The sequence below is a fragment of the Streptomyces pallidus (ex Mingjun et al. 2026) genome (genome assembly GCF_051550185.1).
Classification (GTDB): Bacteria; Actinomycetota; Actinomycetes; order Streptomycetales; family Streptomycetaceae; genus Streptomyces.
The window spans coordinates 5,791,989-5,806,221 of record NZ_CP196181.1; the positions used below are offsets into that span (position 1 = coordinate 5,791,989).

14 protein-coding genes are annotated in these 14,233 nt (G+C 73.3%); 6 read left to right on the forward strand and 8 right to left on the reverse strand.

Features of this window, described 5'->3' with window-relative positions; all coding sequences use genetic code 11:
• Positions 1–22 precede the first annotated feature (22 nt).
• Positions 23–1,237 carry an IS110 family transposase gene (locus ACSHWO_RS25660; RefSeq protein ID WP_438309567.1) on the reverse strand — a complete coding sequence of 405 codons (1,215 nt, stop codon included), beginning with the start codon at positions 1,235–1,237 and terminating at the stop codon, positions 23–25.
• Positions 1,238–1,545: 308 nt separating this feature from the next.
• Between ACSHWO_RS25660 and ACSHWO_RS25665 the strand changes: the two genes are divergently transcribed.
• Together ACSHWO_RS25665 and ACSHWO_RS25670 are read left to right on the forward strand one after the other, a co-directional pair.
• On the forward strand, positions 1,546–1,866 hold the full coding sequence (locus ACSHWO_RS25665; protein ID WP_361087767.1) for a DMT family transporter: 321 nt from the start codon (positions 1,546–1,548) through the stop codon (positions 1,864–1,866).
• Complete coding sequence (locus ACSHWO_RS25670) at positions 1,866–2,435, forward strand: TetR/AcrR family transcriptional regulator (RefSeq protein WP_361087764.1); 570 nt, start codon at positions 1,866–1,868, stop codon at positions 2,433–2,435. Before ACSHWO_RS25665 ends, ACSHWO_RS25670 begins: the two co-directional genes overlap by 1 nt.
• A 21-nt stretch (positions 2,436–2,456) precedes the next feature.
• Here ACSHWO_RS25670 and ACSHWO_RS25675 read toward each other — a convergent pair whose 3' ends face one another.
• A complete protein-coding gene (locus ACSHWO_RS25675) occupies positions 2,457–3,335 on the reverse strand; it encodes a winged helix-turn-helix transcriptional regulator (RefSeq protein WP_438315308.1) in 879 nt (292 codons plus the stop codon).
• 103 nt (positions 3,336–3,438) lie between these two features.
• Here ACSHWO_RS25675 and ACSHWO_RS25680 point away from each other — a divergent pair, with 103 nt between their 5' ends.
• Together ACSHWO_RS25680 and dapD are read left to right on the forward strand one after the other, a co-directional pair.
• On the forward strand, positions 3,439–4,665 hold the full coding sequence (locus tag ACSHWO_RS25680) for an MFS transporter (protein WP_438315311.1): 1,227 nt from the start codon (positions 3,439–3,441) through the stop codon (positions 4,663–4,665).
• A 9-nt stretch (positions 4,666–4,674) separates the two neighbouring features.
• Positions 4,675–5,655 (forward strand): 2,3,4,5-tetrahydropyridine-2,6-dicarboxylate N-succinyltransferase, encoded by a 981-nt coding sequence (gene dapD / locus ACSHWO_RS25685; RefSeq protein ID WP_438315314.1) that lies wholly within the window; start codon positions 4,675–4,677, stop codon positions 5,653–5,655.
• Positions 5,656–5,772: 117 nt separating this feature from the next.
• On the opposite strand, the gene ACSHWO_RS25690 is transcribed toward dapD, so the two are convergent.
• The 3 genes from ACSHWO_RS25690 to ACSHWO_RS25700 all read right to left on the reverse strand — a co-directional run bounded on the left by ACSHWO_RS25690 (position 5,773) and on the right by ACSHWO_RS25700 (position 8,664).
• Positions 5,773–6,048 (reverse strand): hypothetical protein, encoded by a 276-nt coding sequence (locus tag ACSHWO_RS25690; RefSeq protein ID WP_361087752.1) that lies wholly within the window; start codon positions 6,046–6,048, stop codon positions 5,773–5,775.
• A 188-nt stretch (positions 6,049–6,236) separates the two neighbouring features.
• Complete coding sequence (locus ACSHWO_RS25695) at positions 6,237–6,698, reverse strand: GNAT family N-acetyltransferase (protein ID WP_438315317.1); 462 nt, start codon at positions 6,696–6,698, stop codon at positions 6,237–6,239.
• A 121-nt stretch (positions 6,699–6,819) separates the two neighbouring features.
• Positions 6,820–8,664, reverse strand: coding sequence for an endonuclease/exonuclease/phosphatase family protein (locus tag ACSHWO_RS25700; RefSeq protein ID WP_438315320.1), 1,845 nt, complete (start codon positions 8,662–8,664; stop codon positions 6,820–6,822).
• Between the two features lie 363 nt (positions 8,665–9,027).
• On the opposite strand from ACSHWO_RS25700, the gene ACSHWO_RS25705 reads away from it, so the two are divergent.
• The gene (locus ACSHWO_RS25705) at positions 9,028–10,557 is read left to right on the forward strand and encodes a hypothetical protein (RefSeq protein WP_438315323.1); all 1,530 of its coding nucleotides are present in this window, start codon (positions 9,028–9,030) and stop codon (positions 10,555–10,557) included.
• A 294-nt stretch (positions 10,558–10,851) separates the two neighbouring features.
• Positions 10,852–12,294, forward strand: coding sequence for an alkaline phosphatase PhoX (locus ACSHWO_RS25710; protein WP_438315326.1), 1,443 nt, complete (start codon positions 10,852–10,854; stop codon positions 12,292–12,294).
• A 40-nt stretch (positions 12,295–12,334) separates the two neighbouring features.
• On the opposite strand, the gene ACSHWO_RS25715 is transcribed toward ACSHWO_RS25710, so the two are convergent.
• The 3 genes from ACSHWO_RS25715 to ACSHWO_RS25725 all read right to left on the reverse strand — a co-directional run bounded on the left by ACSHWO_RS25715 (position 12,335) and on the right by ACSHWO_RS25725 (position 14,153).
• Entirely contained in the window at positions 12,335–12,520 is a 186-nt protein-coding gene (locus tag ACSHWO_RS25715) for a hypothetical protein (RefSeq protein ID WP_361087737.1), read from the reverse strand.
• Positions 12,521–12,633: 113 nt separating this feature from the next.
• On the reverse strand, positions 12,634–13,860 hold the full coding sequence (locus tag ACSHWO_RS25720) for a TerD family protein (protein WP_385806792.1): 1,227 nt from the start codon (positions 13,858–13,860) through the stop codon (positions 12,634–12,636).
• Between the two features lie 71 nt (positions 13,861–13,931).
• Positions 13,932–14,153 (reverse strand): hypothetical protein, encoded by a 222-nt coding sequence (locus ACSHWO_RS25725; RefSeq protein WP_361087731.1) that lies wholly within the window; start codon positions 14,151–14,153, stop codon positions 13,932–13,934.
• Positions 14,154–14,233 lie beyond the last annotated feature (80 nt).

The window sequence follows — 14,233 nt, forward strand, 5'->3', positions numbered from 1 at the left end:
GGGTTTGGGTTGTTTGGGGTGGTTATGCGGCGAGGGTGACGGTGGGGGGTCGGGATTCGTAGAAGGTGCCGTCGCGGAGCATGGCGAAGAGGACGCTGATGCGTTGGCGGGCGAGTCGGAGGAGGGCTTGGGTGTGGGTTTTGCCGCGTGCTCGTTGCCGGTCGTAGTAGGTGCGTGAGGCGGGGTCGGCGTTCATGCAGGCGAAGGCGGAGAGGAACATGGCGCGTTTGAGCTGCCGGTTTCCGCCTCTGGGTGCGTGTTCGCCGTGGATCGAGGTCCCTGACGACCTGGTGGTGGGGGCGAGGCCGGCGTAGGAGGCGAGGTGGCTGGCGGTGGGGAAGCCGGTCCCGTCGCCGACGGTGACCAGCAGGACGGCGGCGGTCCTGACTCCGACTCCGGGCATCGAGGTCAGGACCGGGTGAAGAGGGTGGGCCTCCAGCAGGGTGTTGATCTGGGTTTCCAGGGCTCGGCGCTGTTCGTGGACCGCGGCGAGCGCGCGGGCCAGCGAGGGGATGACCACGTCGAGGGTGCCCGTGCCGGGGACGACGACGGTCTGTTCGTCGAGGGCGTTGAAGATGTCGTCGATCAGCCTGTCGGCCATGCGCGGGGCCTTGGGCCGGATTACCTCGACGAGTCTGCGGCGGCCGGCCTTGCGCAGTGCGGCCGGGGATCCGTAGCGCTCCAGGAGCCAGGTGACGGCGGGGTGGTCCAGTCGCGGTCCGAGCACGCGCTCCAGCGACGGGTGGAACTGGGTGAGCAGGCCGCGTATCCGGTTGCTGGTGCGGGTGGCCTCGGCGGCGAGGTCCTGGTCGAAGCCGGTCAGGACGGTCAGCTCGGCGGTGATCTCGTCGGTCAGCTCCAGTGAACGCAGGGTGTGGGGCATGGTGCGGGCCGCGTCCGCGATCACCGCCGCGTCCTTCGCGTCGGTCTTCGCCTCCCCCGGATACAGGTCGGCGATCCGCCGCATCGCCAGTCCGGGCAGATAGGCGACCTCGCAGCCGGCGTCGCGGGCGACGGTCAGCGGGAGAGCCCCGATCGAGGCGGGCTGGTCCACGATCACCAGGACGCTGCCGAACTTGGCTTTGAGCTTGTCGAAGACGGCCCGCAGCTTCGGTTCGCTGTTGGGCATCGGCTTGTCGAAGACCTTCTTCCCGGCCGGGGTGAGCCCGTGGCCGTGGTGGGCCGTCTTGCCGACGTCCATCCCGAGGAAGACGCCTATGCCTTCGGTGTCTAACATCGCAACCTTCCGCAGGTGTTGACCGTGCCGGCCTCGGCGGTGGCACCGTGCTCGCGCATCCACGTTATGCAGACCTGCCGCCCACGTATCTGCCCGGCATTGCGCCGGACCGGACGGTGGCCGGGTCTCTCATCAGCGTCTCCGACGGCACCTGCCGGGCCCGGCGACACCACCCCCCAGGTCATCCGTTCGACAGAGGGGACACAGTCATACCGGGCCCGGAGGCCAGCGGCCCCATTGCAGGACCGCGAAAAACATAACGGGGGGGATGTGTACGGCCGTCCACAACGTTGTGTACCGTCGTGCACGTGCCCTACGTACTGCTCGCCGCAGCCATCGCCGCCGAGGTCGCCGGGACCACCGCCATGAAGTTCAGCGAAGGGTTCACGAAGCCGTGGCCCTCGCTGGCCACGGTCGTGGGGTACCTCGTCGCCTTCACGCTGCTCGCCCAGACCCTGAAGTCGATGTCGGTGGGCACCGCCTACGCGATATGGGCCGGCGTCGGCACCGCCGCCATCGCCGCCATAGGGATGGTGTTCATGGGGGAGGCGGCGACCGCGGCGAAGCTCGCCGGGATCGCGCTGATCATCGCGGGGGTCGTGCTCGTCAACCTCAGCGGGGCCCACTGATGGGCGCCGCCGGGGTCCGCCGCCACGACCCGGAACGCCGGCAGCGGATCATCGACGCGGCGATCCGCGTGGTCGGCGCCAAGGGCATCGCCGGGCTGAGCCACCGCACGGTGGCCGCGGAGGCGGACGTCCCGCTCGGCTCGACCACCTACCACTTCAGGACGCTGGACGAGCTGCTGGTCGCCGCTCTCCGGCAGGCGAACGAGGGCTTCGCCGCGACCGTCGCCGCCTCGCCCGCCCTGGCCGACCCGGAAGCCGACCTCGCCGGGGCGCTCGCCGCGCTGCTCGGGGAGTTCCTCGGGGCGGACCGGGGGCGGGCGGAGCTGGAGTACGACCTCTACCTCGCGGCGCTGCGCCGCCCCGCGCTGCGGCCCGTGGCCGCCGAGTGGTGCGAGTCGGTCTCCGCGGCCCTGGCGGAGCGGACCGATCCGGTGACCGCCCGGGCGCTGGTCGCGGTGATGGACGGGATCAGCCTCCAGGTGCTGCTGACGGACGCGCCGTACGACGCGGGGTACGCCCGCGAGGTCCTGGGCCGCCTCCTCGCCCCGGCCCCACGTCCGGAGGGCTGACCGGACCGCCCGGGGCCGCCCTCAGGCGGCGCCGCGTACCGCGGCCAGGGCGGCGGCGACGCTCGCCTCGATGTCCGTGATCGGGTAGATCACCTCGCGCACCGTCCGCTCCCGGTCCAGCACGAGCGTCAACCGCTTGATCCGGCTCACCCCCGCCGCGCGGAACGTCGGCAGCCGCAGGGCCGCCGTCAGGCCCAGCTCCGCGTCCGAGAGCAGCGGGAAGCGCAGCCGCTCGGCCTCCGCGAACTCCCGCTGCTCGTCGGGCCGCTGGGTCGAGACCCCGTGGACCGTCGCGCCGGCCGCCGTGAACTCCGCGAGCTGGTCGCGGTACGTGCACGACTCCAGCGTGCAGCCCCTCGCGCCCGGGATCCCGGCCCAGCCGGGAGGGTAGGACGCGGCCCGGGCGTAGGCGCCGGGGAAGCAGTACAGGACCGTGAACGGGGTGTCGCCCGCGACCGGGTCGCGCAGCTCGCCGAACCGGTCCGGCAGCAGCAGCTCCGGTACGCGCCGGCCACGCAGCCCGTGCACCCGCGCGGCCTCCCGCGAGGCCTCCTGTGTCGTCGCCGTCATCTCTCCCTCTCCCAGCACCCACGTGTCACCCCAGTCCTGGAGGGCGACCAGGACCGGCAGCAGCCCCCGTCCGCGCGGGGTCAGCCGGTACTCGTGCCGCACCGGGCGCTCCTGGTACGGCTCGCGCGTCAACACCCCGGCCTCGACCAGCAGCTTCAGCCGCTCGGCCAGCACCTTCCGGGACATCCCGAGCTCGCGCTGGAACTCCTCGAAGCGGTGCAGCCCGCGCGCGGCGTCGCGCACGACCAGCAGCGTCCACCAGTCGCCCACCACGTCGAGGGCCTGGGCGATCGAGCAGTCGGCGTCGCCGAGGTGCGTGCGCTGGGCCATGGGAACTCCTTCGTCCGTTGACCCAAGGCTGTCATGCTGACATAGTCCGTTCCCAAAAGGAACTCACTGATCATCCACTCACACCCACGGGGGAGCGGCCGGCATGGTGCAAGGGCTGAGGGACGTGCCCAAAGTGGTGTGGCTGCTGGCGGCGGGCGTGTTCGTCAACGCCGTCGTCAGCTTCACCTTCGTCTTCGTCTTCCTGTACCTGACCGGCCCGCGCGGCCTCGGCACCGCCCAGGCGGGACTGGTCACCGGCATCGGCGGCATCGGCCTCGTCGCCGGGAACTTCACCGGCGGCTGGTACGGCGACCGCTTCGGCCACCGCCGGGTGCTGCTCGCCGCCTCCGCCCTCGGCGGCCTCACCCTCACGGCCTTCCCGCTGCTGCCCGCCGCAGGGCTGTACGCAGCCCTGCCGCTCGCCCAGTACGCCTCCGGCGTCGTCAGGGCCGCCAACTCGGCGCTGGTCGCGGTGACCGTCCCCGAGGGCGCCCGCCGCCAGGCCTTCGCCGTCGTGCGCTGCGTCTCCAACGGCGGCTTCACCCTCGGCCCGCCGCTCGGCGCACTGATCGCGACCGGGCTCTCGTACGACTGGCTCTTCCTCGGCGACGGCCTCGGCACCCTCTTCTTCGCGCTGTGGACGGCACGGGTCGTCCCCGCCCGCGCCGCCGCCCGCACCCCCGCCGCCGCCCCGGGCGGGGCGCCCGGCCTGTGGGCGGAGCTGCGGGCCCGGCCCGCCGTGCTCGTCCTCCTCGGCGCGATCCTGGTGACCGACCTCGTCTACCGCCAGCAGTACGGCACCTTCCCCGTCTACCTCGCCGACCACGGCCTCGACACCCGGGACTTCGGCTATGTGATCGCCCTCAACGGCGCCGTCATCCTGCTGCTGGAACTGCCCGCCGCCGTCGCCCTGCGCGCCCGGCCGCCGCTGCCCGTCATCGGGGCCGGGCTGCTGCTGGTCGGGGCCGGCTACGCGGCGCTGCTGCCCGGAGCGGGGGTCGGGACCGCGGCCTCGATGATCGTGCTGCTGAGCCTCGGCGAGATCCTCTACAAGACCACCGCCACCGCCTACGTCGCCGACCAGGCGCCCGAGCACGCCATCGGCCGGTTCCAGAGCCTGTACGCCGGGGTCTCCGTCAGCGGCGTCGTCCTCGGCCCGCCGCTCGGCGGCGCCCTGTACGCGGCCGCGCCCGGGCTGCTGTGGCCGCTGTGCGCGCTGCTGGCCGGCGGGGCGGGCGCCGCGGTGCTGTGCGCGGCCCGGCGCGCGGCGCGACACGGGCTTCGCCCGGCACCTGAGACCGGTTCGCTACCTCGGGCCGCGGCCGGTTAGGTTTCCCGTATGACTGCTTCCCGTACCACCGGCGCCGCGGCCGCCGGACTTGCCACCCTCGCCGCCGACGGCACCGTCCTCGACGCCTGGTTCCCCGCTCCCGAGCTGGTCGCCGAGCCCGGCCCCGCCGGCACCGAGCGCCTCACCGCCGAGCAGGCCGTCGAACTCCTGGGCGCCGCCGCGGCCAAGGCGATCCGCAAGGACGAGGTCCGCGGCGTCGAGGTCGTGGCCGTCCGCACCGTGATCGCCTCCCTTGAGGACAAGCCGCTGGACGCGCACGACGCGTACCTGCGCCTGCACCTGCTCAGCCACCGGCTGGTCAAGCCGCACGGCCAGAACCTGGACGGCGTCTTCGGCCTGCTCGCCAACGTCGCCTGGACCTCCCTCGGCCCGGTCGCCGTGGACCAGGTCGAGACCGTGCGCCTGAACGCGCGCGCCGAGGGCCTGCACCTCCAGGTCACCTCGATCGACAAGTTCCCGCGGATGACCGACTACGTCGCCCCCAAGGGCGTGCGCATCGCCGACGCGGACCGGGTCCGCCTCGGCGCGCACCTCGCCGAGGGCACCACCGTCATGCACGAGGGCTTCGTCAACTTCAACGCCGGCACCCTCGGCACCTCCATGGTCGAGGGCCGCATCTCCGCGGGCGTCGTGATCGGCGACGGCTCCGACATCGGTGGCGGCGCCTCCACCATGGGCACCCTGTCCGGTGGCGGCAAGCAGATCATCTCGGTCGGCGAGCGCTGCCTGATCGGCGCGGAGGCGGGCATCGGCATCGCGCTGGGCGACGAGTGCGTCGTCGAGGCCGGCCTCTACCTCACCGCGGGCACCCGCGTCACCCTGCCGGACGGCGAGATCGTCAAGGCCCTGACCCTGTCGGGCGCCAGCAACATCCTCTTCCGTCGCAACTCCGTCACCGGCGCCGTCGAGGCCCGCCCGAACAACGCGGTCTGGGGCGGTCTGAACGACGTCCTCCACAGCCACAACTGACCCCTGCGGTCGGCCGCACGGCCGGTGCGCGCTCCCTCCCCGAGCGGGGGAGCGCACACCGGCCGCACGTGTTCCGGGGGCCGGGCGGCGAGGCCGGGGCCGCGGTCGGGCGGCGGGTCAGTGCTGGGGGAGGCTGCGGATCGAGCGGACCAGGCCCGCGAAGGCCTCCTCCTCCGCCTCGGTCAGCTCGACCGACTCCATCGGGTGCGCGTCCCGGCGGCGCTGCGCGGGGATCGCGCTGAGATCGGCGCGGCCGATGCGGGACTCGGGCTCCGGCTGGTCGTCGAAGCGGGGGCCCCACAGCATGCGGCCACAGCCGGCCAGCCACAGGCCGACGGCCACGAGCAGGATGGCGAGGCCGATTTCCTGGGCGGGGGAGATCGAGGGAAGCACGCGGACCTCCGGGCGACGGGCTGGGCAAGACCGGGCGTGCACTCACTCAACACCACAACCCGGGCCGAAGGGGCCGGGATGTGGCGAGCGTCACGCCAGGGGCAAAAGTCCCCAACTCCCCCGGTGTGCCCGTTTTCCCCGCCTCGGAACCACCGGGCCCCCGGGTCAGGGGGTACCCGCATCCTCGCTCACGGCTCCGGGTGCTGGTCCGGGTCTTGGCACAGGTGCAGTTTGAAGCCCTCGTGGCTGCGGGCGAAGCCGAGCCGCTCGTAGAACCGGTGGGCGGCGCCGCGCCGCTTGTTGCTGGTCAGTTGGACCAGCCCGCAGCCGCGCCCGCGGGCCCGCTCCACGGCGAGCCGCATCAGCTCGGCGCCCAGGCCGTCGCCGCGACGGTCCGCGCGGATCCGTACCGCCTCCACGAGCGCCCGCTCGCGGCCGCCCTGCCCGAGGCCGGGGACGTACGTCAACTGCAGGCAGCCCACCACGTCGTCCGCGTCGACGAGGACCAGCAGCTCGTTGCGGGCGTCCGCCTCGATGGCGGCGAAGGCCCGCTCGTGGGCCCCGCTGACCCCGGCCCGTTCCGTCCCGTCGTCGGCGAGCAGGGCGAGTACGACCGGCAGGTCCTGGCGGGTGGCCTCACGGAAGATCATGACCGGAAGTGTGGCAGGGGGCCCGGCCGGGACGGCGGCCGGGCCCCCTGCGGACCGGAGGCCGCAGCCCCGTGGGTCGTCCCACGGGGCTGCGGCTGCACGGCGGTGCGGTGCGGTGGTGTTACGGGCGGAAGCGCAGCACCTGCGGGTCGTGGTCGCTGTTCTGCGCCGAGAACTCCGCGTTGATGTGCACGCTGTCGTACGTGTAGCCCCTGACGGCCGGGCTGACCAGGATCTGGTCCAGCACCTGGGCGTTGCCCTGGAAGACGTACGAGTAGCGCTCCGACTTCGGCAGCGACTTGATGGCCGAGTACAGCGCGCCGCCGTCCTCGAGCGCCTTCGCCGTGTCGGAGAACTCGAAGTCGTTGATGTCGCCGAGGGCGAGGACCTTGGCGTCCTTGTCGGCCGCCAGGAGCTCCTTGACGAAGGTGTTCACGGCCTGCGCCTGCTGCAGCCGCTTGGCCTCGGAGGAGCGCACCGGCGGCTGGTGGTGGGAGGTCAGGGCCTCGTCGCCGCCCTTCGAACCGAAGTGGTTGGCGATGACGAAGACGGTGCGGCCGCGGAAGACGAACTCGCCGGCCAGCGGCTTTCGGCTGTCCTTCCACGCGGGGTTCGCCGGGTCGATGCGGCCCGGGGAGTGGGTGAGGGCCGCGTGGCCCTTGTCCGTCGTCACACCGGTCGCGGTGGTGGCGTCGCCGGCGGCGCGGTCGGTGAAGGAGACCCGGGCGGGGTTGAAGAGGAACACCTGGCGGATGTTGCCGCCGGGCTCGCCGCCGTCCTGGTTGTTCGACGGGTTGATGGTGCGCCACTGGTAGGACGGACCGCCCGCGGCCGCGATCGCCGCCGTGAACTTGGTCAGGGTCTGCTCCGCGGACACCGTGCCGTCGTTCTTGGCGCCGTTGTCGTCCTGGATCTCCTCCAGGGCCAGGATGTCGGGCGAGGCCAGGTTCTCCACGACCGCCTTCGCGAGCGCGTCGAACTTCTCCTGCGGGTCGGTCGGGTCGAGGTTCTCCACGTTGTACGTGGCGACCGCGAGCTCGCCCTGCGCCTGCGCCTTGGTCTTCTCGGGGGCGAGGGTGCCCTTGGCGAGGGTGCCCAGGGTGCGGGCCACCAGGGTGTAGCCGCCGAACTGGTTGAAGTCCAGCGGGCCCTCGGTGGTGCCCGTCAGCTTGTCGCCGACGTTGGCGACCGGGAAGGGCTGCTGCGCGAGCGGGGCCAGCTGCTGGACCTTCAGGCGGCCGGTGTTCTGGGCCTCGTACGAGCCGTAGAGGGTGCCGCCGCGCTTGACGTTGTTCTCCCAGCCCTTGACGGTGACCCACAGCTCGCCGTACTCGGCGGCGGTGGCACCGACCACGCGCGAGGTGCCGATGGAGACGTTCATGCCCTCCAGGGACTCGTAGAAGTCCAGGGCGTAGCGCGAGGGGTCCAGGGTCAGGCCGTTGATGCTGCCGGCGGCGGCCGGGTCGCCCGCGGGGGCGTACGCGGCGGGCACGGTGTACTCGTTGACGGCGGTGGCCTCGGGCAGGGCGTTGCCCGAGGAGACCACGGTGACGGCCGGCTTGGAGATCTGCGTCACCGACTGGTTGCCGGAGTTCACACCGCCGGGGATGTACTCGCCGACCAGGCCGGAGACCTTGACCGCGTCGCCGACGGCGACGGTCGGGGCCGAGCCCGTGAAGACGAAGATGCCCTCGCTGGTGGCCGCGTCGTCGTCGGCGTCGGGGTCCTGCATCCAGAAGCCGCGCGAGCCGTAGGTGCGCACACCCGTCACGATGCCCGCGACGTCGGCGACCTGCTTGCCGTTCAGCGGGGATATCCGGGTGGTGCCCTGGATGTCGTGGATGCGGACGGCCCCGTCGGTCGCGGTGCCTTCGGCCGCGTCGGCCGTGCCCGTGAGCAGGCCGGTGGCGAGGGCGCCCGCGACGAGGGCCGCGACGGCGGCGGAGCGGGGGTGCGAGGAGTGCATGGTCAGGTACTCCGGTGTGTGGAGGAGGAAAGCGGAGGGTCGGTCGCGGTACTGCGCGTGCGGTACAGCGGCGTGCCGTGGTGCCGTGCTGCGGTACTGCGGTGCGAAATGGCCGGGAATCTACGGTGGTCGACGGGCCGGGCGCGGCCGGTCCGCAGGGATCCCCGGGGTCCCCCTAATGTCTACGCGCGTCAATTTCCTTGTTGACCAGTGATGTTGTCAAGACCTCCAGGGCATACGGAAGCCGACTGTGAGATGAACCAAAGGTATGACCGCCGGACACGTCCGAATTGCGTCTACTCTGGTGCGCCGGACGGCCGCTGACGGCCTCCGACCGACCGCGCCCGCGAGGAGACCCATCCCATGTCCGCAGAGTCGCGTTCCATCCTGCCGCCGGTACGGCTGCCCTCCGACGCGGAACTCGCCCGGGAGGCCCTCGCCGCCCCCCTGTTCGCCCGCGCCGTGCGGCTGGCCCGCTGGGTCGGCCCCGGCACGCAGGTCGACGGCAACGGCGAACTCGACCCGGCGCAGCTGCCCGAGGCCGCTGCGGCGCTCGGACTCGACCCCGCCGACGAGGACGCGCGCGCGGACGCCAGCCAGGCGTGGCGGGTGGCCCTGGACACGGGCCTGGTGGAGCTGACCGGACCGGAGGCGGACGGGTCGGAGACGGGCGGGTCGGAGACGGGCGGGGCGCAGGGGCCGCAGTCCGGCGGGGCCGGCGAGTTCGGCGGTGCGGCGGCCGGCGAGGACCTGGCGCTGGTCACCGGCGGCGCGCCCGCCGAGGTGCTCGACCTGTGGCTGTCCGCCCTGGACGCCGTCCTCGCCGACGCCGCGGTGCCCGAACTCGTCGACCTCGTCGACGCGCTGGACCAGGGCGGCACCATCGACTTCGACCGGCTCGACTGGAACCCGCAGCGCGAGGCCGACTTCCTCGACGGGGTCCTCGCCAACCTCTACCTGCTCACCGTCGCCGAGGGCGGCGCCGAACGGGGCGGCGCGGTGCCGCTGCCCGTGCTCGCCGCCTCCATGGTGGTTCCGGACGGCATGGCCCGGCCCACGGACGCCGTGCTGGAGCAGGTCTCGGACGCGATGATGCGCCTGGACGACCAGTTCCGGCAGCTGGAGCCGATCGGGCTGGTCGAGTACCGGCCCGTCGACGAGGCGGTGTTGGCGGAGACCGACGACGAGGAGTCCGCCGCCGGGACCGGCCCGCGCGAACTCGACGCGGAGGAGGTGTCCCGGTACGGGATGGTCCGCCTCACCCCGCTCGGCCTGTACGGGCTCCGCGCGCGGATGCGGGAGGCCGGCATCGGGGCCCCCGCCGTCGGCGAACTGGCCGACAAGGGTGCGGACGCGCTCCTCGACGCGGTCTGCGACTACCCCGAGGGTGCCGCCCAGGCAGAGATCGCGCAGTGGCTCACCGGGCGCGAACTGCCCGCCGCGGTGGCCGAACTGCTGGCCGCGGCCCGCGGCGCGGACCAGGGTGCCCCGCTGCGCCGGCTGCGCTGCCAGCAGGCCCTCGCGTCGGCCGGCCCGGCCGCCGAGCCGGCGGTCCGGGCGGTGCTGGACGACCCGGAGCTGGGCGGGCTCGCCCGGGTGTGGCTCGCCGAGCGCGGGGCGGCCGACGTCCCGGCGCCGGCAGGGGCGATGGTGTACTGGCTGACCGTCGACACGATCGCCGCGCAACTGGCCACCGACCCGGACGCGGACGAACTGCCGCTGCTGATGGAGTCCCTGACCGCCCACCACACGGGGTTCTTCGACCAGGCCTGGCGGGTGGAGCACCCGGCGGCGGGGGAGGTGCTGGAGGCGATGGGCCGGCTGCACCCGGACAGGAAGGCGGCCAAGGAAGCCCGCAAGGCGGCGTACAAGGCCCGCTCGCGGCGCATCTGAGGCACAGGAGACCACAAAGGGCGCCGCGACGGGGCCGCAAAAAAAGGGGGGAGGGCAGCAGGGGGCGCGGGAGGGCGCCGCCCCGCGGGCGGAGGGGGCGGAACGAGACGTTCCTGAGTGGGTGTCGGTCATTGCGGCCGGGCGGTGAACGGACGGTTCCGCCCCGGGGGTAATTCAGCCGCCGTTCACGTGCGGGTGCGAGCGTGTGCGCCGCGCGGCAGCCCCCGGCCGCCGCGCGGCACCTCCGCTCGCGAACGACAGGCGCACCACCTCCCACACCCCTGGAGTGACCCGATGCCACTCAGCCGTAGAGACTTCACTGCCCGTACCGTCGCCGCCGGTGCAGGGGTCGCGCTCACCGGGACCGTAGGCGCCCTCGCCACCGCCCCGGGGGCGCTGGCGGCCGGCGACGGCCCGCACCGCGACGAGCACGGCCGCCCCTGCGAGCCCGGCTACGGCCCGCTCCTGTCCGACCCGGCCGGGATCCTCGCCCTCCCCGCCGGATTCCGGTACCGCATCCTCACCCACAGCGGTGTCACCACCCTCGAATCGGGCGAGTCCACCCCGCAGAAGCACGACGGCACGGCCGCCTTCGAGGGCCACCGCGGGGTCACGCTCCTCGTCAACAACCACGAGCTCAAGGGCGAGCGGGCCGACTGGGCCCACCCCGTGCCGCTCGCCGAGGGCCTCGTCTACGACCCGGCGGCGGCCGGCGGCTGCACGGTCGTCGAGGTCCGCCGCGGCGGCGAGCTCGCCGAATGGGTCGGCATCGCCGGTACGTCGACCAACTGCGCCGGCGGCGCCACCCCCTGGGGCACCTGGCTCACCTGTGAGGAGACCGAGGACCGGGCCGGCAAGAACGGCATGACCAAGGACCACGGCTACGTGTTCGAGGTCGACCCGCACGACCGCCGCGCCAACCGGGACCCGCAGCCCGTCAAGGCCCTGGGCCGGTACGCGCACGAGGCCGTCGTCGTCGACCCGCGCCTCGGCCACGCCTACCTGACCGAGGACGCCTCCGGCCCCAACGGACTGCTCTACCGCTGGACCCCGCCGAGCGGCTTCCGCCACGGGCGCGGCAGGCTCCGTACCCTCGCGGCCGACGCGGGCGTGCTCGCGGCCGCCAAGTGCTTCGACGGCGGCGGCCGGTTCGTGGACGACCTGTCTCGGGCGACGAGGGCCGGCGCGGTCTACGGGGTCGACTGGGTCGCCGTACCGGACCGCGACGCGCAGACGGTGTCGGTGCGCAAGCAGTTCGGGGACGGTGCGGTGACGCGTGCGCGCAAGCTCGAAGGCATGTGGTGGGCCGACGGCGGTGCGTACTTCGTCTCGTCGTACGCGCGGGAGGAGAGCCCGGGCGCCGCGCACGACGGGCAGGTGTGGTTCTACGACCCCAAGCGGCGCACGATCACGCTGAAGGTGCTGCTCGGGGTGAACCCGGACCCGGCGGGGGGCGCGGCCGACGACGGCCCCGACAACATCACGGTCTCCCCGTACGGCGGGCTCGTCATCGCCGAGGACGGCGAGGGCCTCCAGCACCTGTTCGGCGCCACCGAGTCGGGCCGCACCTATCCGATCGCGCGCAACGAGCTGAACATCGGGACGGCGGAGGAGCCCGAGTACTCCGAGTTCGCGGGGGTCTGCTTCTCCCCCGACGGGCGCACGCTGTTCGCCTGCATCCAGGAGCCGGGCATCATGCTGGCCATCACCGGGCCGTGGCGGCGCGGGCCGCGCTGACGGACACGGCCGGGCCGGGGATACGGCTGCGCCGCCGCCCTCATGGGGCGGCGGCGACCTCGACGGTGTCGGCGCGGCTGGCGCTGGCCCATTGCTCGAGTAGGAACTCGTAAGCCGCTGCGGGCCATTCGTCATCCACCCGGGTCTCGACGAGGTGCCGTATCGCCTCGTTCGCCTCTGCGGCGGACGGGCGGGCGGGACCCGCGGGCCTGAGTGTGCTGTACATGGTTTCCAGGCTACGGGCGGGCACGGACCGTCACCCCCGGTTTAGGGGTGTAATCCATCACCTTCGCCGGCGGCCGGGCCGTCGGCGCTCGCTGCACGTGCCCGCCCACCTGCTCAGAGTGTCTCGGCGCCGGGCTTCACCATGCCGCGCACTGTGCGGGACTTCACAAACTCCCCGATGGCCGTCATCTCCCATTCGCCCGAGAACTGCCGGATCAGCTTCGCCATCATCACGCCGGTCTGCGGTTCGGCGCCGGTGAGGTCGAAGCGGACGAGCTCCTCGCCGCTGGCCGCGTCGATCAGGCGGCAGTAGGCCTTGGCGACCTCGGTGAACTTCTGGCCGGAGAAGGAGTTCACGGTGAAGACCAGGCCCGTCGCCTCGGCGGGCAGCCGACCGAGGTCCACGGTGATCACCTCGTCGTCCCCGGCGCCCTCGCCGGTGAGGTTGTCGCCCGAGTGGCGGATGGCGCCACCCAGGATGGTCAGTCTGCCGAAGTAGCAGCTGTCGATGTGGTTGCGCTGCGGGCCGTACGCGATGACGGACGCGTCGAGGTCGATGTCCCGGCCTCGGTAGGCGGGTTCCCAGCCGAGGCCCATCTGCACCTGGGAGAGCAGCGGGCGGCCGTTCTTGACGAGGGACACGGTCTGGTTCTTCTGGAGGCTGACCCGGCCCTTGTCGAGGTTGATCTTCCCGGTGCCGGCCGGAGCGGCGGCGGGTGCCGCGGGCGGGGCCGCGACCGGGACCGGGGCCGGCGGGGGGACGGTGACCGGCGGGGCGACCGGGGGAACCGGGGCGGCGGGGGTCTGCGGGGCGGACGCGGGGGCCGGGGCGGCCGGTTCCTCGTCCACCGAGACCCCGAAGTCGGTGGCGATGCCGGCGAGGCCGTTCGCGTACCCCTGGCCCACCGCGCGCACCTTCCACACGCCGCCCCGCTGGTAGACCTCGACGACGACGAGCGCCGTCTCGGTGCCCAGCTGGGGCGGGGTGAAGGTGGCGATCACCGCCCCTGTGTCCGCGTTGCGCACGGTGGCGGTGGGCTCGACGCCCTGGAAGGTCTGCCCCGCCGCATCCGGGCTGGCGGTGACCACGATGCGCTCGATGCCGGGCGGCAGGCCGCCCGTGTCCACGGTGACGGAGTCGGGGGCCGTCCCGCCGCCGGAGCGGTAGCCGACACCGGGCCCGGACGGCTGGTTGTAGAAAATGAAGTCGGCGTCGGAGCGCACCTTGCCGTCGGCCGCGAGGAGCAGCCCCGAGACGTCGAGCCGCACCGGGGCGGCCACGTCCACCGTCACCCGGACGGCATTGAGCGGCAGATTGGAACCAGGGGTCATAGCGGTCATGCCCGGAGAACGACCGGGGGCGGCGTGCCGTTCCCCCGGAAATCCCGGGGACCGGCCGGGTGGGGGATGCCTCAGCGGCGGTTGCGGGGGTGGTTCTTCGCCGTGCGCTCGTTGCCGAACCTGTACGCGCCGGTCCAGCGGGCCATCACGAGCTGCGCGTCGCCGGCCTCCACCTCGGCCAGGAACTTCTCGGCGCGGGCTCCGCGCAAGGTGCCCGCGGCCCGGCCGCGGTGGGTGATGACGACGCTGCCGTCGCCCCTCTGCTCGTACGTGAATCCCTGCGGTCTCGGCATGGAGCGCAGCCTGCCCCGCCCGGAGCGGGGTCGGCAACGGGTTTTGCGGGGGCGGACCGGGTCGCCCGCTCCCCCCGGTT